Below are 22,240 nucleotides of genomic sequence, written 5' to 3'. Positions count from 1 at the left end.
ATGGAGTGAAAGGTCTAAGAAGGAGACGAACCGTCTCCGCATTTATTGACTTAGGAGGAGACTCATGGCGGACCTGACAAAGGTTGTCGATGCGGTTTATAAAGGCAGACTTAAAGAGATACAGGGACTGGTTCAGGAGGCGTTGGACACCGGAGCGGAACCTAATACGATTCTTGATGAAGCGCTGGTCAAGGGAATGGATGTGGTCACCCAGAAATGGAAAGAAGGCCAGGTATTCGTTCCCGAGGTCCTACGCTCCGCCAAGACCATGCAATCGGGCATGGACATACTGAAGCCGTTTCTGGTGAAAGGCTCGGGAGAAGCTAAAGGCGTCTTCGCCATCGGAACGGTCAAAGGCGACTTGCACGATATCGGAAAGAATCTGGTAGCCATGTTGCTGGAAAGTGTCGGTTATAAGGTGATCAACCTGGGCATCGACCTGGATCCGAGCGTGTTCGTCGAACAGGTGGAGAAAGGTGTTAAGTACCTCGGGATCTCGGCGCTTCTGACCACCACGATCCCTCAGATGAAGGTGATCATTGATTCGTTGGAAGAGGCCGGACTCAGGAGCAAATGCAAGGTTTGGGTTGGCGGAGCCCCGGTGACCCAGGAATATGCCGAAGAGATTGGAGCGGATTTCTACGCCGTGGACGCGGCGCACTGCATCGATCAACTGAACAGCCTGCGATAAGGCCGGCTTGTCTGACCGAAATGACCTGCCCCTCGCTTTAATGGGGCGGGGACCGACACCCCAAGACTGCCGCATCCCATCATGTGGGCCAAAATCTCCTCATCCGGGGGAAGTTTTCCGCCGGATGAGGACTTTATTTTATAAAGGGTTGAATCATGATCGTCATTGGAGAACGGATTAATACGAGTCGAAAGGCCATCAACGAGGCCTTGGGAAGACGCGATCGGGTGTTTTTCCAGGAGGAAGCCCGCAAGCAGGAAGCGGCGGGGGCCACCTTCATCGACGTGAACTGTGGATCGAGACTGAAATCGGAATTCGAGGATTTCATGTGGCTGGTGGAAGCGGTTCAGGAAGTGGTGTCCATTTCCTTGTGTTTGGACAGTCCGGACCCAAAGGTGCTTGCCGAAGGGCTGAAGAGAGTAAACAAGCGCCCCTTGATCAATTCCATCACCCTCGAAAAGGAAAGATACGCCGCTCTGGCGCCCATCATCGAGGGAGATGCCGCGGATGTGATCGGCTTGTGCATGGACGATACGGGGATTCCGAACACTTCGGAAAAGACCGTGGAGAATGCCCTGCGCCTAGTGGAGAAACTCGAGGGATTGGGCCTGAAGCGTTCCAGCATTTATTTGGATCCCCTTGTTCAGCCCGTCAGCGTGGATACGGAAAACGGCAAGGCCGCGTTGAAATCGATTTCGACCATCATGCAGTCGCTTCCCGGCGTGCATACTACGTGCGGGCTCAGCAATGTATCCTATGGGTTGCCCGAGCGCTTTCTGGTGAACCGAACCTTTTTGGTTTGCGCCGTGGCCCATGGACTGGACTCCGCTATAATTGATCCTCTCGACAAGAAGATCATGACCAGTGTCATTACCGCCGAGATGATCATGGGGAAAGACGAATACTGCGGCGAATTCATCGATGCCATGCGCGAAGGAAAGCTGGTAAGTTAGGCGTGATGGCTGCTTATGACAGAGAACAGAAGCAATTCCGACCGAGTGGTCGGACTCGGCATTGACGTCGGGGGAACGTTTAGCGACTCGGTCCTGTTGGACCTCAATGCCGGACGTGTGTTGTCCAAAGCCAAGAGCCCTACCACCCATGATGACCTGGTCAAAGGCATCGAGAGGTCGGTAGGGCTCTTGGACGAGAGCCTCTTCCCTGAAATAAGGCTCGTCTCCCTATCCACCACCCTCGCCACCAACGCGCTGGTTGAAGGAAGGAAAAGCCGGATTGCCGCCATCCTTCCGGGGTACAAACCGTCCCAGTGCCCTCAGGAATTCATTCGGGACATTCATTTGGTGAGAGGAGGGCACACGGCTGAGGGGGTAGAGCTGGCGTTTCTGGATCTCGAAAGCGTCCAACGCATTGTCGAAGATACGCGGGAGAAGGTCGAGGCGTACGCGATCAGTTCGTATTTCAGCACTCGCAATCCATCCCACGAATTACAGATCAAAGAACTTGTCGAAAGATTGGCTCCGGGAAAACCGGTCGCGTGCGGGCACGATCTGTCGCTGAAACTCAACGCCGGGCATCGAGCTACAACTACGATCCTGAACGCTCACCTGATCCCCCTTATCCGGGACCTGCTCCAGTCCGTAAAGAAAGTGCTCGTCAATTATTCTATCCAAGCACCCCTGATGGTGGTCAAAGGAGACGGCAGCCTGTTTCGTGAGGAAGTCTGCCTCGAAAGACCCGTGGAAACCATACTCTCCGGACCTGCTGCGAGCGTCGTGGGGGCCGGTTTCCTGTTAAAGGGCTCGGCCGAGGAAGCGGTCGTTCTGGACATCGGGGGCACCACCACCGATATCGCCGTCCTGAAGGGAGGGCTTCCGAGACTCAATGACAAGGGCGTGGCCGTGGGACCCTGGCAAACCCACGTGGCCGCCGTGGATGTCCGTACAGTCGGATTGGGCGGTGACAGCCACATCCGGACCGACCACGCCGGTGAAATTCAGATCGGCCCCCAGAGGGTGGAACCCTTGTGCGTCCTCGGGATGCGTTTCCCCCGGTTACAACGCCAGCTCGAGTCCGTCCTGGCAACGCCGGCAAGGGATCCCCGATTCACTCCGACCGCCTTCTGGTTCAGGACCGACAAACCGGAGCCGAGCCGTCTCGCGGACAAAGAGCGAAAGCTGCTGCGCGTTCTCTCCGGCGGCCCGTTGAACATCTTTGAATTCGCCAAGTCCCTGGACGCCTATCCGGTCACTTTCGTAGACGATCTCACCCGCCTGGAGCACGAACGACTGGTGCAAACAGCCGGGTTTACGCCCACGGACATGTTCCACATACGAGGTACATATACCTTCGGCAACCGGGAATGCTCGGAGACGGCCGGCCGGTTTCTGGCCGGGCAGGCGGGGGCTGATCTGAACGATTTTTTGCTCCAGGTAAACGAGATTTTCAATCGCAAAGCAGCCCTTGAAATGGTGGACAGCCTTTCTGCTCAGCCGGTTGGCTACGGCCGGCAAGAACAGACTTGCCCGGCCTGCCGCCAGATGTGGCGAAATTGCTTTTGGGAAAGAGATACCGAGGTCCGGCGGACAAACCTGGGTCCGTTCAGCATTCGCCTGTCTCTGGATTTACCGCTGGTGGGCATCGGCGCACCCGCTCACCTGCTGGTTCCAAGGCTTGCCCGCGCGGTCCACACCGAATCCATTGTGCCCGAAAATGCCGAAGTGGCCAATGCCTTGGGCGCTATTGTGGGAACGATCCTGGTAAACGGTCAGGTTCTGGTGAGACCGCTGTCACCAAAAGGATTCGCCTGTTTTACTTCCGCGGGGAAAGTCGTGCATCCCACTCTCGAGGAATCTCTGACGTACGCGCGGAAATTTCTGACCGAGCATCTCAGCGGAGAGGTCCGCCGCTTCGGAGGTAATGGAGCGGAATTGAATCTCCGGGAAGAAAGAAAACAGGCCAACCTGTCTTCAGGACAAGAGATCCTCGTGGAAGTGATTCTATACGGGCAGGCTGTCGCAAAACCGAGATTTCAAACTACGCATGGAAAACCTAGTTGATTCACGTTACCTTTCAGCCTAGCAATAAGACAGCCGAGGCGAACCCCGGCGAACGGATCATGGACGTCGCCGTGAGAGCGGGCGTCAAGATTGCTTCCGATTGTGGCGGCCGGGGCAAATGCGGGCGATGCCGGGTTGAGTTCGAAGCGGCTGCTGCCGAAGGAGCGGTCTCCGATGTGCTCGGCGCAGAAACGGCGTTGCTGCCGGAGAACCGGGACGGTTACGTGTATCGCCTGGCCTGTCTGACGCGAGTTCTCGATGATTGCATCGTAATCGTGCCGCCGGAGAGTCGTGTTTCCGAGGCCGCGCCGCGAAAACCCTTTACCAGGTACAAGATCCCCATCCGGCCCGCCGTGTCCAGGCGCACCGTGACACTCGAATCCGTGAATCGGAAGGGGCCCTTTCTTTCGTTTGCAGCGCGAATCCGGAATGCCCTTCGCGAGGGTGAAGCGAATCCCATCGCCGGGCCGAGTTTCCCCGTATTGTCGGAGGCGTCGGCCTCTCTGAAAGGAAAGGCGTGTCCCGAGATCACCGCCACGCTCTTCAAGGATACGTCAATCCTACAGATACGGCCGGGAGTACGGGAGGAGCTCTTCGGAGTGGCCCTGGATCTGGGAACGACTTCGCTGGTGGCTTTTCTCTGCGACCTGAAAAGGGATCGGATCGTGGGCGTGGCTTCCGGACTGAACCCGCAAGTCAGCTATGGAGAAGACGTTATTTCACGCATCGCGCAAGTGCAGAAGGACCCGTCAAAGCTGGAGATCATGCAAAAGGCGCTGGTGGATGCGGTGAATGGACTCATCCGGCGCACGGCGGAAGAAGCGGGCGTTTCCAGTGACGATGTACTCGACGTTGTGGCTGTCGCGAATCCGACCATGCAGCATCTGTTTTTGGGCCTGAATCCGGTTTCTCTGGGCGAAGCGCCCTACCTGACGGTGTGCTCCGAGGCCGGAGAGGTGGAAGCGCGCCACTTGAACCTTCAGGTCTTTCCGTATGCGCGTGTGCACGTACTGCCGTTATTGTCGGGTTTTGTCGGAAGCGATACGATTTCGGCTCTCATCACCCGGAAACCGGAAGACCTCCGGGGAAACGTCCTGATGGTGGACGTGGGTACGAATGGCGAACTGGTGCTGTCCAGGGACGGAATTCTCACGGCCACTTCGTGCGCAACAGGGCCTGTGTTCGAGGGCGCTCAGATCAGATGCGGCATGCGGGCCGCGCCAGGGGCCATCGAAAAGTTCCGAATGGACGAAAACGGCGGAGCGATCCAGTTTCGGGTGATTGCGGATCAGGAAACCCAAAAGCCGCCCAGGCCGCGGGGCATATGCGGTTCGGGCGTTATTTCAGCCGTAACGGTGCTCCTTCGCGCGGGTATCGTGCGAAAAGACGGGGCGTTCGATCTCGACTGCGGTCATCCCAGCCTTCGGATCAACGCCGCGACGGGTGTTGCCGAAGCGGTGCTGGTTCCGGCAACGCGGACTCAAACAGGCCGGAACATCGTGATTACACAGAACGACATTCGCGCGGTTCAACTGGGCAAAGCCGCCCTGAGAGCGGGAAGCGAGATTCTGATGAAGGACGGAGGGATCGAGCAATTGGACCGCATCTTACTGGCCGGCACCTTCGGCAATTACCTGGATCCCCAGGAAATCCTCGATATCGGCATGTTTCCTCCGATTGACGTCGACCGGATCGAGCCCATCGGAAACGCGGCCGGTGACGGGGCCCGACTGGCGCTGTTCAGTTTGGACAAACGCCTGGAAGCCGTCGATCTTGCCGATCGAATCCAAGTGGTCGAACTCTCGATGCGACCCGACTTCCAGGAAGTCTTCGTCGATTCCATACAATTCTAATGGTGCGTACTCATGTCATCGCCTGCGGAGTGATGCGGGAAGAGCTTTCCTGCCTGCCGGTCCACGGGGTCACCTTCACTTTTCTCGAGCAGGGGTTGCATCTAACGCCGACAAGGATGCGTGGGCCGATCCAGGAAGCCATCGATTCGATTTCCGGAAAGAACATCCGTCGCATTGTGTTGTGTTACGGGCTGTGCTCCAACGGTGTGGTAGGCGTACGGGCTTTGGAACAACCTTTGATCATGCCCAAGATCCACGATTGCATACCCATGTTGCTCGGTTCCGAGGGAGTATGGCGAAAGGAACAGGATCGAGAACCAGGTACATATTTCCTCAGCACAGGGTTTATCAAGAATGGAGCGGCTCCTTTGGATCGCCTGAAAGCCTATTGTGGGGTAATGGATCGGGAAGATGCGGAGTGGGGGCTCAGGGAGGAGTTCAAACACTACCGTCGACTGGTTTGGATTGAAACCGGCCAGGACCCGACGGGGTCGTTCAAGTCCTACGCCGGGCGGAACGCCGAGTTCTTGGGGCTGGCATTCGAAGAAATCAAAGGGAGTCTGGATCTGTTCAACCGTGTTTTAGCGGGAGGAGGTGAAGGAGACAGCCTCGTAATCCCTCCGGGAGAAGAAGTGAAGGCCCACTTGTTCTATCGATCGCCGTGGTGAGGAACCAAACCCTACGGACAAGGCCGCATAGGCCTGGTTACGCTCGCATCACCCGCGGACCCATGTCGCCCCGGCTTCGTGGATAGGGGGCTGAAGCCAGGGACGACGAGCCAAGGTGATTCATGGGTGGCCCGGAGAAATTCAACATCCGGGAAATCGGGTCAAACGCAATGTCGCCTGCATTCAAACCACTCCGTATCGTATGTTGTCAATGCGGTCGGGCATTTAAGGCGCGTGCGCTTGCTTCTCTTTCTCAAGTCATTTCCAAACCCGGCTCCATCCGCCGATGCTCGTTTCGAATCTCGTAACATCCGATACATCGTTTCGTGAACAATATGGAGTATCCTTTTCCGGGGTTTCCTGGTATACGAATGCGTTATCGATCCAACGGAGCGATCACCCTTCACAATTCCGGCGTACCAATTCCCGATGTTCGAACGGTAAGCGATCATGTTTTCAAAACGTTCCAGAATTCTGACCGCGGTCGGGCGTCTGTTCCGATCCGAGGAGGCGCCGGAGGGTCGATCCGGTCCTACGCTCGAAGCAAACGGCAGTGGAACGTTTGACGGACGGGTTCCACCGCCCGCCTACATCAACGTGGAAACGACACAAGCGTGCAATCTTCGTTGCCGGATGTGCGCTCAGGCCAATGCAGGTCCCAAGCAGGGCCCCCAACACATCGACTACGCGCTTTTTCACGACATATCCGAACAGGTATTTCCATTTGCCGACCTCTTTTCTCCTTCCGTATCGGGGGAACCGCTCATGACGAAACGGTTTCCCGAGATCCTAAGGCAGGCGGATCGCTTTGGTCTCAAGGTCGAAATCAACACCAACGCCATGCTTTTGGATGAGGCCAGGGTGAACATGCTTCTGCCCAGTCTGGGCATGCTGATCGTATCTTTTGACGGAGCCACGAAAGACACCTTCGAGAGCATAAGGATAGGAGCCGACTACGAGACCGTCCTCGGAAACGTCGAGCGGTTCGCGAGGGCGCGAGACAAGATGCCCGGGGAGTGTCGCCCTGTTTTGGGCATGAATTGCGTTCTCATGCGTCGCAATGTGTTCGAGCTTCCGGAAATGGTCAATTTGGCCTGCGATCTCGGGTTTGATTGCCTGACGGTGCATCACATGTTTCCCTTTTCTGCCGATACGCGAAAAGAATCGCTTGTGCACTACATGGAACTGGCCGTGGACTGCATCGAGAAAGCGCTGGATCGCGCCGGAGCCCTCGGGTTCCCGCTGTCCGTAAAGGCGTTGGACCGGGTGACGGCGATCACGGTGGCTCCGGACATGGGCGCTAAGTCGTCCATGATGCATGACCTGGAGAAAGCGCTCCATGGAAGGGGAGTCAACGAATCCCTCATTCCGGAGTTCCCGATGGGTTTGTCCAATAACCCGGACTATGAGGGTATCCGGAAACGTAGGGACGCTGCCTGGGACGGCGCATCTTTTATACGACCTCATGAGGGCGAATCCGAGGCTGCCGAAGGCGCTGCGATTGATGTATGCGAATTTCTCTGGCGCAGGTTATACGTCCGCATGGATGGGACGATCTCCACGTGCTGCGTCCCGGGAGCGCCGCTGCTTGGACCGCTTTCGAAACAGGGCTTCCAGGCCGTGTGGGACGGCCCGGAATACAGGGCGTTGCGGCTGGGATTGGTCCGGAAAAAGCCCCAGCCGTTGTGCGCCGGATGCCAGCATGTAAAACGTCTTTCCGATCCCAAGGAGATCGATCGATGGCTTCACGGCAGGCGAGTTCCGGAAGAAGGCGCTTACTCCATGCTGGATCAGGTTTTTGACCCGGAGCGCAAGGTATCCGAGGAGTCGGAGCCGGTGCAGTATGGGACCTTTCTCCGTGCTCCGGGCGTGGAATGGATGCCCGTCGAGAATGCTGAAGGATATGAAGTCGAGTTTTCCTTGGACAATTTTCGGACGGTGGCCTTTAATACAAGCATCCATGGAGGTCTGATAGCAGACTCCAGATACAATCTCCCGGATTGGGCCTGGAACCTTTCTCCTCTAAATAAAACAGTTCAATGGCGTGCGTTCGGCATTGTTGGACGCAACAGAGTGGAGGCTGGGAGAGGTGCGGTGTCAAGGACCGGCCGTTTGTGATCTATTGATGGCGCGTGTGTTTCGTGTTCCATTGACGGCTTCATAGGAGGCGGTTTCGGTGGCGTGTTGGAAATCCGAAGGGCTTTCAAGAGCCCGGCCGCTCCGCTCAAGGATTCGACATCTCATCGTCGGACTCACACGATTACCACCAGACCTGCCCTGATGGACCAACAGGAAATTGCCGTTGAATGTTAAAGGAAATTGGCTTAATGTTATCTGGTTAAGGATGGCGGTATCCCAGACCGGAGGTTCGGGTATTCCGATGAATTGTCGACGAGTTCCCTACATTTATCCCCTTGTGTGGATCGTTTGCGCCTTCTTGCTTTCGGGATGCGGTAACGGGGGTGAGCCGAATGCGTCCACGGGAGAAGATCATGCGCCCGTTGTAGAGACGATCACGATTGAAGCCGCCGACCTACCCATACGGGTCCGTTACGTGGGATCCACTCGTCCGGAAGCCTCCGTGGTTCTCGAAGCTCGCGTACCGGGTCTGATCAAAAGCTACTTCGCCGAGCTTGGAGAGAGAGTCGCTAAAGATTCGGTTCTTGCCCGCATCGAGGATGTGGACTACGTGCTGGCGGTCAGAGAGGCCGCTGCGAATCTCGAGCTGGCCCAAGCCCAATTTGATTCCATTCGCAAAACCCACGGGCGCATAAAGGAGCTGTTGCCGAAACAGGTCGTTCCACAAGAACGCGCCGACACGGTGGAAGGCGAGATGCTGGCCGCACAGGCTCAAGTGGCCCGGATGGAGTCGGTGTTGGAGATAGCCAAAGAGCGGCTCAGCGAGTCCCGAATTATCTCTCCCATGGACGGCTGGGTGGCTGAGCGGTTTGTCGAGATCGGCGCCAATGTGGATCCCGGCGAGCCGTTGTTCAGAATCGTGGACCTCTCCCTAATCAAGGTAGTGATTTTCGTTACGGAAATCGACTACGGATATCTCAAACCGGGGCAGACGGCGGATATCGCGGCAGACGCCTATCCCGACCGTCGCTTTTCGGGCGCCATCCAGCGTCTGGGGGTCGAGGCGGATGAGCGCACCAACACCTTTAAAGTGGAAATCCGCGTGCCCAATCCGGAGGGAGTGCTCAAGGCCGGCATGAGCGCCGAGGTGAAGTTGGTGCGTAAAATAGTTCCCGGTGCGGTTTTTGTGCCTCAGAGCGCCATACTATACAGGGAAGGAGGCCCTCGTGTGTTTATATTGGACGAGCACGGGATTGCACACGAACGAGCCATCACTCTGGGTGAAGCATCGGGAGACCAAATCCGGGTTCTGTCCGGTTTGAACGATAAGGAAACACTGGTCGTCAAAGGACAGCACTACATACGGGAAGGCTCCAAGCCCAGACTGCAATTGCAGAAACAACCATCGCCCAATAACAGCCCTTCTTGAAGTTCATGATCTATCTCAAATATCTTCAAACGTATTCTCGTCTGTTCCTGTTCCTATCCGTCATTCTGCCGGTGGTTTGCGGAGTTTTGGCTTACCAGTTTCTTCCGAAAGAGGGAAATCCCGAGATCACGGTGCCGGTATCCGTGGTGGTAACCCCTTTCCCCGGAGCATCGCCCGAAGAGGTCGAGAAGCTGGTGACCACCAAAATCGAGGAGGAACTGGACAAGCTGGACGATGTAAAGGAAATCCGATCCTCGAGCAGCGAGAACATCAGCATCGTAGTGATCGAATTCGACGTCGATTCCGACATCGACCGGCGGATCCAGGATGTAAAGGAGGCCGTATTCAACGCCGAATCCGAAATCCCGGAAGAAGCGGAAGACAGCGTAGTCGAGAAGATCGATTTCTCCGACATTCCATTGATGATTGTATCCGTGACCGGGGACCAACATCCTCTGAAGTTGAAAAGGATCACGGAGGATATCGCGGATGAACTGGAAAAGATTCCCGAGGTGCAGGACACCATCATCAGCGGCGGATTGACCAGGGAAGTTCAGATACTGGTCCACCCGGAGAGGTTGGACGAGTATCATCTCACCATACTGGATGTGTACAGCGCCGTGCTGGGCTCGGACGTGAATCTGCCCGCCGGCAACATCACCGTATCTCAGCGGAAATACCTCGTGCGGATCCTCACCGAAGTCGAGCGGGTGGAGCAGTTCCGTCGCGTGCCGGTGGCCACTTGGGAAGGCCGTGTGGTTTTTCTGGACGAGGTGGCGGATATTCAAGACGGTTACGAAGAAGATCGCTCCTTCTCCCGGGTGGACGGAAGGCCCGCGGTATCTATCGCAATCACCAAACGACCCGGCGCCAATATTCTCGAGACTTCGAGCAAGGTGCGACATCGGCTGGAACAGCTCGAGCAGGATCTGGCCGCAGGAATCAAAACGTTTGTCACCGCGGACCAGGCGAAATATGTCAAACAGGATTTCGACCTGATGACGAACAACGCCGTTTCAGGCTTTATCCTGGTCATCATGGTCCTGTACTTCGCCATGGGGTTCCGGAACGCGCTGCTGACGTCGCTGGCCATACCATTGAGTCTGGCTACATCCTTCTTTGTCATGTACTTGATGGGCCTGAGCAACAACTCCATGGTGCGGTTCAGTCTCGTCCTCTGCATCGGCATCCTGGTGGACAATGCCATCGTTGTGGTGGAGAACGTGTACTACCATTCCCAGTTGGGGAAAGACCGGGTTCAGGCCGTAGTGGATGGGGTGTCCGAGATCGCGATGCCGGTCATTTCCTCCACTCTGACCACGGTTGCCGCGTTCGTACCCATGCTGTTGATGACGGGGGTGGTCGGCGCCTGGATGGCTTTTATGCCCAAAACGGTCAGCGTGGCCCTCCTGTCCTCTCTGTTTGTGGCTTTGGTGGCCAATCCCCTCATCCTCATGCGTGTGTTGAAAGGACGGTCCAAGGGGGCGAGCAAAGAAAGGCACACTCCGGAAAAGGATCTGGCCCGGACGAAACGGGTTTATCAACCCGTATTGATTTGGGCGCTCAATCATCGGAAAACCGTGGTGTTGGCGTGTGCGCTCCTGTTCTTCGCATCCCTGGGATTACTGGGCGCAAAAGTCATCGAAGTGGAAATGTTTCCGGATGCCGACTTCGACTACATCTATATAGAGATCGAAACACCACCTGGGACCGACATCGAAGTTACGAACCTGGCGGTGCTCGAGATGGAAAGCGTGATCCGGCGGCTGGCGCCCGAGGCGGTGCGTGTGGTGAGTACGGTGGGCAGCCGAGGTCAGAGCGCGTACGAAGTGTCCGTCCAAACCGGCAACAACAGTAACTATGCGGAAGTGACCATCGAACTCAAGGATGGAAAGGAGTACAAACGCGCCAAACACCGCGACATACAGCGACGCTTGCGGCCTTATATGGCGGCCTTGCCAGGAGCGGAAGTGAAGTTTCGGCCCCTGGAATGGGGACCGCCGAGAGTGGCTCCCGTAGTGGTGAAAATATTCGGTGAGGAATTGCCGACACTGATCGGCATCACGAACCAGGTGGTCGGAACCCTGGAAACGATCAGGGGAGCGGTGGAGATCACGGACGACTTCTCGGACGCGCCTCCCGAACTGCTGGTATCCGTGGACCGGACCAAGGCCGCCGCCAAGGAAGTGTCCTTGAGGGACCTGTCTTTGACCGTACGCGCGGCCATCTCGGGATTGGAAACGAAGAAATTCCGGGACGAGGTGGACGCGAGCAAGGAGTATGACGTCAACGTGCGTTTCCATGAAAGCGCGCGTCAGGATCTGGAGTTGCTGGACCGCCTCCGGGTCCGGGCCGCCAACGGATCCCTCGTTTATTTGTCCTCTCTCACGCAGGCCTCTCCCAGCAAAGGCGTGAACGTTATCCGCCATTCCAATCTCAACCGGGTTGTAAGGGTTACGGCTCAGAACATGGATCGTTCCGCCGTCGAGATTACCAACGAACTACGGGAACGGCTGAACGAACTGAAATTGCCGACGGGTTATACCATCGATTACGCCGGGGACATCGAAGAGACGCAAGAGTCGTTTGCCAGCTTGAAGCTGGCCTACATCGTGGCGTTCCTGCTCATCATGACCATCCTGGTGGCCCAGTTCAACTCGTTTTTCCAGCCCATTGCCATCATGATTTCGCTGCCCTTGAGCGTAGTGGGCGCCGTGGTCGGCTTGTTGGTGACGGGAAACAATTTCTCCATCATGTCGTTTATCGGACTGGTCGGGCTTTCGGGTATCGTGGTCAATGACGCCATCGTTCTGGTGGATTGCATCAACCGTTTTCGCAAACAGGATATGGACATCTATGAAGCGGTGGTCGAGGCGGGAAAGCAACGTCTTAGACCCATTTTGTCCACTACGATCACCACCATGGGAGGACTGGTTACTCTAACGGTCACGGACGAGCTGTGGGAGGGACTCGGTGTGGTGATCATCTTCGGAATCGGATTCGCCACCTTGTTGACCCTGGTTGTGGTGCCGGTGGGATATATGATCCTCGAGCGGTTCGCCGCCGACATGTCCGCAGCCATGTCGAAACCCTGTCCCAAGTCACGTCCTCTGCATCCCGTATATTACCTGTCCGGAAGCCGACACTTGAAAAAAGAACTGTGGATTGTTGCTGCCGTTCAATGCGTGGTTCTATTGGCCGGAGCGGCCTTCTGGGCGTTACCCCTGGTGGAAGCCCAGTTGGGACAGATCATTCAGGCTCCCACGGTGTTCAAGTGGGTGCTCGAGGCCCTGGTTTCGTACGTGGTATTCTTCCTGAAGCTGGGGGGCGTGGCGGTTCTATTACTTACCCCTACCTGGATTTTGCTCCTTCGGCTGTACTATCTGCGCTCTCAGGATTGCCAATTCATCTGGCCCGACTCAAGCGGAATTACCATAGCCGGATCGGCGGACACGCTCTACTTTCCCTGGACTGAAATCCGGGCTTGCCGTTTCCGGGACCGACTCGAAAAGGTCAAAATTCGCGCAGGCAGGCGATTGATTACCTTCGGACCGGTCGTAAGCGAGGAAGGAGATCGAATCGAGCCCTCTCTCGCGGCCTGGATCCGAAAGCCGCGGGCCAAACGGAGCAAACGAAAACAGGATTTCCAGAACCTCAAAAAGGAAATCCTGGAACGGATGGAATATCCGACGGCGAAGGTCTGAGGCCGGGGTCTTTCGGAGAGCTGCACATCCGGGTCGTTTGTCCGAACGCCCTGCTTTACCCGGACCTTCCGCCGCCGGCGGAGGAGTGGCCCCGTAGGGGCGGATTTGTCGTAGATCCTGAGCATGTCGAAGGGAAACCCGCCCCCCACATGGGTGCGTGACTTTAGAGGACGTTAGGCGGGATTGGGTTAGCGAGCGCGACTCGACGATTCGCTAAAACGGCGACCGGAACTCCGCCGTTTCGGCCAGTTCCTCCTCGATCCGCAGCAGGCGATTGTATTTACAGATCCGTTCCGAGCGCGACAGAGAGCCGGTCTTGATCTGACCCACCCCCGTGGCCACCGCGAGATCAGCAATGAACGTGTCTTCCGTCTCTCCCGATCGGTGGGAAACCACGCAGGTGTAGCCCGCCTTGTGCGCCAGGTCGATGGCGGCCAGGGTCTCTGTGATCGTCCCGATCTGGTTTACTTTGATCAGAACGGAGTTGGCCACCCCTAAGTCCAGACCCCGCCGGATACGGGACGTGTTGGTCACAAAGAGATCGTCGCCCACGAGTTGGACACGGTCGCCCAGCGCGTCCGTGAGATCCTTCCATCCGTCCCAGTCGTTTTCGTCCAGGCCGTCTTCAATGCTGACAATGGGGAATCGTCTTACCCAGTCCATGTAGAACTCGATCATTTCCCGGGCGCTTTTCCTGGAGCCGTCGGATTTCTTGAAGTGGTACCGGCCGTCCTCGAAAAAACTGGACGCCGCAGGGTCGAGGGCCAGAGCAACGTCCTTGCCGGGATCGTACCCGGCGGCGCGGATGGCTTCGAGAATCACTTCCACGGCTTCCTCGTTGGACTTGAGGTTGGGAGCGAAACCGCCCTCATCTCCCACCGCGGTGGCGTAGCCGTTTTTCTTGAGCACCTTTTTCAGGGAGTGAAATACTTCGGCGCCCATGCGCAGCGCCTCCCGAAAGGTAGGACCTCCCAGAGGCATGATCATGAATTCCTGCAGATCCACGCTGTTGTCCGCGTGTTCTCCTCCGTTCAGTATATTCATCATGGGCATGGGAAGACGGCGGGCGGCGGGTCCTCCAAGGTAGCGATACAGCGGCAATTCGAGATAGGCCGCCGCCGCCTTTGCCACGGCCATCGACACGCCCAGTATGGCGTTGGTGCCCAACGTACCTTTGTTCTTACTGCCGTCTAGCTCGATCATGGCCAAGTCGATAGCGACCTGATCCAGTACGTCCATTCCCGTCAGTTGGGGTGCAATCTGCTCCCGCACGTTTTGAACGGCTCGGAGTACGCCTTTTCCTCCAAACCTGTTCTTGTCGCCGTCCCTCAGCTCCACCGCTTCGTGCTCTCCCGTGGAGGCTCCGGAAGGTACGGCCGCCCGCCCCAGAATTTCGCAGGCGAGGATGACGTCCACCTCCACAGTGGGATTTCCTCGGGAATCGAGAATCTCTCTTGCATCAACGCGGACGATCGAGCGCATATGGTTTCCTCCCAATCTCTAATGATCCGGCCGGCTTACTGTTTTTCCAAACGCCGCACCGATTGGATGACCACCGGTTTGGCGGGCACATCACGATGGGGTCCGACGGACGTGGTTTGCACATGTTCGATTTTGCGAACGACATCCATTCCATCGATGACCTTACCGAATACGGCGTAGCCATATCCCTTCGGGGTCTCGTTTTGGTGGTTGAGAAAATCGTTATCCTTGACATTGATGAAGAATTGCGCGGTTGCGCTGTCTACGACGGAAGTCCTGGCCATGGCGATCATCCCCGTGTCGTTGCGGAGACCGTTCGAAGCTTCGTTTTTGATGGGGGGCAGCGTCTCCTTCTGCTGCATATTCTCGCTAAATCCTCCCCCCTGAATCATGAAGTTAGGGATCACCCTGTGAAAGATAGTGCCGTCGAAAAACTTGTCATCCACGTATTTGAGAAAGTTCTCCACGGTTACGGGAGCCTTGCCGGCATCGAGTTCAATCTTGATCACGCCTTCGGATGTTTCCATCACTACGATCGGATTCTTTTCTGAAGTCATACTTTTTTCTCCTGAAAATGCGGGTTGCAGTCCCACGCATAGCCCGATAACCAAAGCAGCAACGAGCAACAACTTGTCACGCATGTTCTTCCTCCTTTTGCACTAAGTGACCGTCCGGGAAATGAGAAACCCGTTACAGCCTTACTTCGGCTCTATTCAGCGCCGGAAAGGCGCCCCGGCCCGGTTTCCTCACGCCATCCGGTTCGGACGGATAAACCGCTCTGCGAGCGCGCTATAAGGGACCGTGATATCCAAGTAGCTTGCATAACACATCCGCACGGCGGCTTCAACGAGAGACTACACGGAATGGAGAGCCGTGTCGAAACCTTCACGAAGGATTCCGATCAGTTTTTCCTTCGCTTCGGAAAATCCGGGTGCGTGCGCTCCCAGTTCCTCGCCCAGGGAAGTGACCTTCAGACCCTCGATGCCGCAGGGACGGATCAGCGAGAAGTAGCGAAGGTCGGGCGATACATTGAGACTCAGACCGTGGAAACTCACATATTTCTTTATGGCGACCCCGATAAACTCGATTTTGCGATTTTCCACGAACACCCCACGGCCCACAGGACTGCGGACACCTTTCAATCCGTACAGCGCCAGGAATCGGATGCCGATGTCTTCCAACACATGCACCAGCTTCGAAACCGAGATCCCGTTCCTCTTCAGGTCCAGAATGGGATAGACCACGAGCTGGCCCGGTCCGTGATACGTGACGTCTCCTCCCCGTTCCGTAGGCACCACCGGAACGCCCAATCGCTCCAATTCCTCCTTGGCCAACAAATTCCTTGAATCTGCCGTTCTACCCAAGGTCAAAACGTGATGGTGTTCCGTAACGAGTATGTAATCGGGAGCGGTTCGATTCAGGCTTTTCTCGTAGTGGATTCGTCTCTGAGTCTCCAGGACGGGCTCATAGTGAGTTCTACCGAGGTCTTTTATTATCAAGGGTGGGCCGGTCATGGGTTTCCACGCTATGCATTTCAATCAGAGAACCGAATGGAACGAGTCCAATACGCTGCCAACCCGGCCGGACGACAGGAATCGTCTCTTAAGCCTTTCCGGGGCTTGGTCGATGGATTCAGTTCGCTATCAGGGTCCGGCGGTTATGTGAAGACTTCCTGATCATGGGCGAAGAACCCTAGGCCGCGCTGGGATCGACCGTCTTGAAAGACGTGCAGCAGGCGGCCGGCCGTGCATGAGGGAATATGGATCACATGGACCACATCTTTGTATTTGGCATGGGAGGGCGCCAAATCGACGAACTGGTTGGGGGCCTCGAGAAAGAAGTCCTCCTTGAACCCGACCCCTTCGTCATCGGGGTAGATGGCCATGGGTATGATTCGGGCTTCCACCAGATCGTTGAAAAAATGGGTCCCGTAGGAAGCTTCCGGGGCCGATCCGGGCTCCCCGAAACAGACCTCTCCCAGGATCAACGATCTGTTGATGTCTTCATATCCGACCTTGACGCCCAGATTGATATCGTTGCTGCCCCATCTGCCCGGGCCCCAAAGGGCGTACCGTTTCGATTTCGACTCCATGGTTCTGTTGATATCGCCCACCGCCCTTCCGACGTCGAGTTTTTCCTGGGGAGTCCGGAGCTGATCGTACGCTTTCGGGTCCACATAAACCACGTATTCGATGTTTTTTACAACACTGTTGGATGTGCCCCGATTGTTTGAGAAAAGGATCTGTTCGGGATCGATGTCTTCGGGAAGATCTACGTCCCCCAACTCTTCCATTGCGGGATGAGAACGGCACTGAAGCAGGTACAGCTTGTCCCCGTCCCAGGCGAACTCGACTTCCACCGGCTGTTGGTAGGCCTCCTGCAACTTACCCAGGATCTTCTTCATTAGAGGTACAAAGGGCGTCTTGGCGAGCAAATTGTCGAACGTGATACAGGTGTTGTCAGGTTCTATGGATTTGCCTTTGAACATGGGGGGGGAAAGGTGCGAGTCTTCCGAGATGGAGACCGCGTAGTACAGATCGGGGTGGCTGATCGCTTGGAACAGCTCGATATACGATACGGTTTCCAGGACGCCTTTCTCGAGGTTCAGCACGTCCACCATTTTTTGTGAATACTTCTGAATTTGGGCCGCCGTAATTTCCGGTCGAAGCCGAGGATGGCTCAGAGGCACCATTCGGGCGTAGTCGCCCCCGATCCGATCCACGGCTCGGGTCCCCAGTCCGAAGACCATGCGGACCAGACCGTCATGCTCGTTGATGCGGGGGCTCCACTTGTACCTGTTGATGGAAAACGCCGCTCCCGCGGCCAGGGGGAAAAAATAGTTCCCGAACCGCCGTCCCGCTACCTCTTGAACGAGCGCGCTCATTCGTTCATCGAAGTCCAACAGGTTTCTTTCCCTTCTGTACGCTATGGCGCTGGGATTCAGCAAACTCAGCAGAACTTGCTTGAGCCCCCGAACAAAGCCTTTCAGTCGGTCCTCCAAAGCTCCCTGATTGGTTATGAACACGGATTGGTATTTACCGGAGAAAGCGTTGCCTGGGCTGTCTTCCAGACGGCTGGAGGAGCGAAGGATCAGCGGGATTTCCCCCACGGTCTCGAGAAATACCCGGAACTGATCCATCACGCTCGGCGGAAAAGAGGCCTCCTCGAACTTCGCCTCCTGTTCGTGGTAGGTCTTTTCAAGGGTCTCTTGGGGCTTGTACTTAACGCTGTAGCAGTCATGAAGGTCATTGTACTCAATAAAATCGGACAGAATGCCCGAATTGAAATAGTAAGACTTGGGAAGAATCACATGCTTTTCGATGTCCGGATCCCCGGCTTCAAATCTGGGAAGGATGACCCTGTAGGCCAAAAGCATTCCCGCCGCCTTGCCCCCCACTTTACCGGAGAGGCTCTCGTTCCACACGGAATGCTCGACCACGTCATAGATATCGCGGGTCGTAAGATGCTTCTTGGCAATGCCGACGAAGGGAAGTTGGCCGGAGATAAACCGGCTGATGAGCGCCACTCTCACCACTTCGGCCTCGTTGGGCGGAATGAACAGATGCCCTTCAGGTATCACACAAAATTCTTTGAGCGCCTGATGGATGGCGGCCGAAGTGGCGTCCTCCGTATTCAATATAGTGTTGAGATGGCGGAACCGGTCGCGTTTTCGGGCGAGGTTGATGTAGTCCTCGATTTCGGTGTCATTGAAGTGGGAGGCGAAGTAGAGATCGATCAGCGCATTGGTGTATTCCCGGAGCAATTCCGGACTCGCTTCTTCTTGATGCGATTGTTGAATCTTTTGCCTGGACTCGAGTTGAATGGTCTCCTCATTAATTATACCTCTTTCCGTCAGAGACGTCAGGAATATCTCCCTCATCTCGTCCAATAGATGGGGATACTGCGCCATTTTCTGAAACATTCTGTAGGCTCGAACCTGATCCATATCCGTCTCCGACGATGCTTCCCAAACAAGAGCGTGGGGTGGAACGATGCAAGAAATTCTTCCTGGAAAACCCCGTTTCGGATTATTCGAGAACTCTTTCGCCGTTTCCGGGCACCTGCACGCCGCGGTGTCGGCGTGCGTTCCTAAACCCAGCCCCTGAGCTTGCAAGCCTCCGCAACACGTTGAACAGCAACGAGGTACGCCGCATTGCGCATGTGTGTGTGTTGCCGCAAGCTCATGTTGTAGACACCTTTGAACGCCTTGGTCATGTGCTGGTCCAAGCGCAGGTGAACTTCCTCGGTTTCCCAGTAGAAGTTGGTGATATTCTGCACCTGCTCGAAATACGATACGGTTACGCCGCCGGCGTTGGCCAGAAAGTCCGGGAGAACGAAGACCCCGTTCGCACTCAGAATATCATCGGCTTCCGGTGTTGTGGGTCCATTGGCCAATTCACATAGAATCCGACATTTGATTTTGGGCGCGTTGTCCCTGCGGATGGCGTTTTCCAACGCGGATGGAAACAAGACCGTGACGGGCAGTTGAAGAAGCTCCTCGTTCGTGATTTCTTCCGCCTCGGGGAATCCCTTGAGCACGCCATGTTTCCGTTTGTAGTCCACCAGGTCGCGAGTATTGAGTCCGGAAGCGTTGTATATGCCTCCTTTGGAATCGGAAGCTGCGATGAGCTTAAGGCCCAACAGTTCCTCGCCCAGAAGCGCGGCGTGCTGTCCCGCATTGCCGAACCCTTGAATTGCCATGGTTTGTCCGTGCAGATCGATACCAAGCGCCGCGGCGGCTTCGCGCGTGACATAGACTCCACCCCGCGCCGTGGCGTCCATGCGGCCTCGCGATCCCCCAAGAGGAAGTGGTTTTCCGGTAATGACGCCGGGATGCTTGTGCCCCACTAGAGCCTCGTATTCGTCCATCATCCAAGCCATGATCTGTGGAGTCGTGTACACGTCCGGAGCCGGAACGTCCTTAGTGGACCCCAGCGCGTGCACAAGGGCGCGCACATACGCTCTGGCCAGCCGTTCTTTCTCTGTTTCGGAAAGCTCTTTGGGATTGCAGATCACCCCTCCTTTCCCACCACCGAGAGGTATGTCGACTACCGCTGTTTTCCATGTCATCCAGGCAGCCAGCGCCCGGACCGTGTCTATGGTCTCCTCGGGATGCCAGCGGATACCGCCTTTGGCCGGTCCTCGGGCCGTATTATATTGCACGCGGAACCCGCGAAAAATTCGGGTCGATCCGTCGTCCATTCGCACCGGCAACGAGCATTGTATTTCATACATAGGTCTGCGAAGAAGTTCGTGAACCGCAGGTTCCAGGCCCAGTGTTTCCGCGGCCTCATCGAGCTGTTGCTGCGCGATACTGAAGGGATTCAGCTTCTCTTCCGTCATGGCTAAGGCTCCTTTACTGCAGCCGTTCGTCGGCTGGTCCGTTTCCGTGTCGTGACGTTTTTCAAGTGTCGACTGCGATTCAATCCAACATGGGCGCTTTTGGGATCCCGCTATTTGAGCAGAGAATTCTTGGTCTTGGATATGTCGGTTTGTTCTTCCATAAGCTTTTTTATGTCGTTGAATTCACCCTTGTCGCCGAGAAAAATGCCGCCGATCACCAGATTGTCCATAATAACGACCTTCTTGTAGAAGTTTTCCCCGGAAACAACGATACTTTCGTATTCGTTCTCCGCATCGATATTTCCCATCGAGGCGAGATCGATGCCAACGACTTTCAGTATATTGGCCATGGTCGTTCCGGAGTAGACGGCCTCGCCGCCCCCCATATTGATACCCGCGATCTTACCTTGCTCCATGGCCGCAGGCCATATGCCGTACAGCATACCGTTGAATTGGGTTACGTCTCCGGCCGCAAAGACGCCTTCGCGGCTGGTTCTCATCCGTTCGTCTACGATGATTCCCTTGTCCACCTCGAGGCCCAACGGTTTTGCCAGTTCCAGGTTGGGTCGGACACCGGCGGAAACGATGACCATTTCCGCCTCGATGGTTTCGCCGCTTTCGAGCCGCACTCCCGACACCTCGTCTTTTCCCAAAATCTCTTTGGTGACCGCGCCCAGCCAAAAGGACAGTCCCATTCCTTCCATGATCTTCTGCAGATGGCCGGCTCCTGCCACGTCGAGTTGCCTGGGAAGCAGTCTGGGAAAGAATTCGATCACCTTGCACCGAAGCCCCATTTTTCGCAGGGCATTGGCCGTCTCGAGGCCCAGAAGCCCGCCCCCGATGAGAACCGCCTGCTTCTTGTTTTGCGCGTGAGCTCTGATGTCACGGCTGTCCTGAACGGACCTCAGCGCGAAAACGCCTTTTTTCTCCGCTCCCTCGATCGGCGGAAGGAAGGAATGACTTCCAGTGGCCACGAGGAGCACATCGTAAGGAATCTCTTCCCGGCTTTTTGTCGTTACGACTTTCTTGTCGGGGTCGGCACTCACGACGGGCGCATTGAGACGGCAATCTATGGAAAGGTTGCGGTAGTGCCGGTCGTCTTTGACGATCAAACCCTTCTCGTCCAAATGACCCGCTATATGATCGTTCAGTCTGGTGCGCCAATAAAACGGGAGATCCTCATCGGTCAACATGGTGATGCCGCCCGCTTGATCCTGCTTTCGAAGGTGTTCCGCCGCCGTTACGCCGGCGACTCCCTGACCGATAATCACATAGTTTTTCATTACGAACCTTCCTTTCCTTGAACCGCGACGGATTAAGGATTCGATCTTACATGCGCCAGACAAAAATGTCTTCCGCAATCTCCTTGTCCATGGCCAGCTCGGTGTTCTCGAATCGAATGAGTAACGCCGGATAGGTCTGGTGAACCTCGATGACCGAACCCGGATTTACGCCGAACGAGGAAAGACGATGAAGCCGGCTGTGGCTCTTGGGCTTGATGTAAGCGATCTTCCCTTTATCTCCGCTCTTCAGTTTGAGGAGATTCACGACGGTCTGGCTCACCACGTTCTTGGATTGCCGGCAGCATTCTCCCGGGGGGATGAGCAGACCGTGCGGGCAATGAGTGGGGTGGCCCAGCAAGATACAGATGCTTTCCTCAACTTCGGGTATGAGGTAGTGTTCCATCTCGCAACCCAGTTTCTCCGCCTCCTCCGTATTTACGTTTAAGGCGTACTTCACCAACACTTCGGCCAGACGATGTCGGCGAACGATCCTGCGGGCCTCCTGACGTCCTTTTTTGGTAAGGAGAATGCTCTCTTCATCGAACGCTATGAGTCCATCCGTTTCCAGCTCACGCAAGATCTCGTCCGTCAGCTCCGCGTGGCAGATGTGCTGCGCTCGAGAGCGGGCGTTGTGCCCCTCTTCCTGGACGGTCCAGGCCGCTTCCAGCGCCTCTTCCCATTCTCTTTTCAT

At 56.1% G+C, this 22,240-nt stretch carries 15 protein-coding genes; 8 read left to right on the top strand and 7 right to left on the bottom strand.

Annotated elements, in window-relative coordinates:
* Nucleotides 1-64: 64 nt before the first annotated feature.
* The 8 genes from HY788_04545 to HY788_04510 all read left to right on the top strand — a co-directional run bounded on the left by HY788_04545 (nt 65) and on the right by HY788_04510 (nt 13,441).
* Nucleotides 65-691 (top strand): corrinoid protein, encoded by a 627-nt coding sequence (locus tag HY788_04545; GenBank protein ID MBI4773443.1) that lies wholly within the window; start codon nt 65-67, stop codon nt 689-691.
* Between the two features lie 155 nt (nt 692-846).
* A complete protein-coding gene (locus HY788_04540) occupies nt 847-1,644 on the top strand; it encodes a dihydropteroate synthase (GenBank protein MBI4773442.1) in 798 nt (265 codons plus the stop codon).
* Nucleotides 1,645-1,659: 15 nt separating this feature from the next.
* Complete coding sequence (locus tag HY788_04535) at nt 1,660-3,708, top strand: hydantoinase/oxoprolinase family protein (protein MBI4773441.1); 2,049 nt, start codon at nt 1,660-1,662, stop codon at nt 3,706-3,708.
* Nucleotides 3,705-5,561: a DUF4445 domain-containing protein gene (locus tag HY788_04530; protein MBI4773440.1), complete on the top strand. Its 1,857-nt coding sequence runs from the start codon at nt 3,705-3,707 to the stop codon at nt 5,559-5,561. Before HY788_04535 ends, HY788_04530 begins: the two co-directional genes overlap by 4 nt.
* A complete protein-coding gene (locus HY788_04525) occupies nt 5,561-6,229 on the top strand; it encodes a DUF1638 domain-containing protein (GenBank protein MBI4773439.1) in 669 nt (222 codons plus the stop codon). The genes HY788_04530 and HY788_04525 overlap by 1 nt, the downstream gene beginning before the upstream one ends.
* 450 nt (nt 6,230-6,679) lie before the next feature.
* Entirely contained in the window at nt 6,680-8,347 is a 1,668-nt protein-coding gene (locus HY788_04520; protein ID MBI4773438.1) for an SPASM domain-containing protein, read from the top strand.
* Nucleotides 8,348-8,609: 262 nt separating this feature from the next.
* The gene (locus HY788_04515; GenBank protein MBI4773437.1) at nt 8,610-9,737 is read left to right on the top strand and encodes an efflux RND transporter periplasmic adaptor subunit; all 1,128 of its coding nucleotides are present in this window, start codon (nt 8,610-8,612) and stop codon (nt 9,735-9,737) included.
* A gap of 5 nt (nt 9,738-9,742) precedes the next feature.
* Nucleotides 9,743-13,441, top strand: a complete 3,699-nt coding sequence (locus HY788_04510; protein MBI4773436.1) for an efflux RND transporter permease subunit — start codon at nt 9,743-9,745, stop codon at nt 13,439-13,441.
* Between the two features lie 213 nt (nt 13,442-13,654).
* Here HY788_04510 and eno read toward each other — a convergent pair whose 3' ends face one another.
* The 7 genes from eno to HY788_04475 form a co-directional block, all read right to left on the bottom strand.
* On the bottom strand, nt 13,655-14,923 hold the full coding sequence (eno, locus tag HY788_04505) for a phosphopyruvate hydratase (protein MBI4773435.1): 1,269 nt from the start codon (nt 14,921-14,923) through the stop codon (nt 13,655-13,657).
* A gap of 35 nt (nt 14,924-14,958) precedes the next feature.
* Entirely contained in the window at nt 14,959-15,480 is a 522-nt protein-coding gene (locus tag HY788_04500) for a peptidyl-prolyl cis-trans isomerase (protein ID MBI4773434.1), read from the bottom strand.
* Nucleotides 15,481-15,777: 297 nt separating this feature from the next.
* Nucleotides 15,778-16,437, bottom strand: coding sequence for a lipoyl(octanoyl) transferase LipB (lipB, locus tag HY788_04495; protein MBI4773433.1), 660 nt, complete (start codon nt 16,435-16,437; stop codon nt 15,778-15,780).
* A gap of 143 nt (nt 16,438-16,580) precedes the next feature.
* A complete protein-coding gene (locus HY788_04490) occupies nt 16,581-18,869 on the bottom strand; it encodes a hypothetical protein (protein MBI4773432.1) in 2,289 nt (762 codons plus the stop codon).
* A gap of 143 nt (nt 18,870-19,012) precedes the next feature.
* Nucleotides 19,013-20,266, bottom strand: a complete 1,254-nt coding sequence (locus HY788_04485) for a Glu/Leu/Phe/Val dehydrogenase (protein ID MBI4773431.1) — start codon at nt 20,264-20,266, stop codon at nt 19,013-19,015.
* A 110-nt stretch (nt 20,267-20,376) separates the two neighbouring features.
* Nucleotides 20,377-21,549 carry an NAD(P)/FAD-dependent oxidoreductase gene (locus HY788_04480; protein ID MBI4773430.1) on the bottom strand — a complete coding sequence of 391 codons (1,173 nt, stop codon included), beginning with the start codon at nt 21,547-21,549 and terminating at the stop codon, nt 20,377-20,379.
* Nucleotides 21,550-21,595: 46 nt separating this feature from the next.
* On the bottom strand, nt 21,596-22,240 hold the full coding sequence (locus tag HY788_04475; GenBank protein MBI4773429.1) for a metal-dependent transcriptional regulator: 645 nt from the start codon (nt 22,238-22,240) through the stop codon (nt 21,596-21,598).

The organism is Deltaproteobacteria bacterium (genome assembly GCA_016208165.1).
In the GTDB taxonomy this organism is placed as follows: domain Bacteria; phylum Desulfobacterota; class Desulfarculia; order JACQYL01; family JACQYL01; genus JACQYL01.
This window is presented reverse-complemented; position numbering and strand designations above follow the sequence as displayed.

Coding starts and splice junctions, on each gene's coding strand:
- HY788_04500 (MBI4773434.1), bottom strand. CDS start 15,480: ATGACTTCAGAAAAGAATCCGATCGTAGTGATGGAAACATCCGAAGGC.
- HY788_04485 (MBI4773431.1), bottom strand. CDS start 20,266: ATGACGGAAGAGAAGCTGAATCCCTTCAGTATCGCGCAGCAACAGCTC.
- HY788_04475 (MBI4773429.1), bottom strand. CDS start 22,240: ATGAAAAGAGAATGGGAAGAGGCGCTGGAAGCGGCCTGGACCGTCCAG.
- HY788_04480 (MBI4773430.1), bottom strand. CDS start 21,549: ATGAAAAACTATGTGATTATCGGTCAGGGAGTCGCCGGCGTAACGGCG.
- HY788_04540 (MBI4773442.1), top strand. CDS start 847: ATGATCGTCATTGGAGAACGGATTAATACGAGTCGAAAGGCCATCAAC.
- HY788_04510 (MBI4773436.1), top strand. CDS start 9,743: ATGATCTATCTCAAATATCTTCAAACGTATTCTCGTCTGTTCCTGTTC.
- HY788_04520 (MBI4773438.1), top strand. CDS start 6,680: ATGTTTTCAAAACGTTCCAGAATTCTGACCGCGGTCGGGCGTCTGTTC.
- HY788_04535 (MBI4773441.1), top strand. CDS start 1,660: ATGACAGAGAACAGAAGCAATTCCGACCGAGTGGTCGGACTCGGCATT.
- HY788_04545 (MBI4773443.1), top strand. CDS start 65: ATGGCGGACCTGACAAAGGTTGTCGATGCGGTTTATAAAGGCAGACTT.
- HY788_04525 (MBI4773439.1), top strand. CDS start 5,561: ATGGTGCGTACTCATGTCATCGCCTGCGGAGTGATGCGGGAAGAGCTT.
- eno (MBI4773435.1), bottom strand. CDS start 14,923: ATGCGCTCGATCGTCCGCGTTGATGCAAGAGAGATTCTCGATTCCCGA.
- lipB (MBI4773433.1), bottom strand. CDS start 16,437: ATGACCGGCCCACCCTTGATAATAAAAGACCTCGGTAGAACTCACTAT.
- HY788_04490 (MBI4773432.1), bottom strand. CDS start 18,869: ATGGATCAGGTTCGAGCCTACAGAATGTTTCAGAAAATGGCGCAGTAT.
- HY788_04515 (MBI4773437.1), top strand. CDS start 8,610: ATGAATTGTCGACGAGTTCCCTACATTTATCCCCTTGTGTGGATCGTT.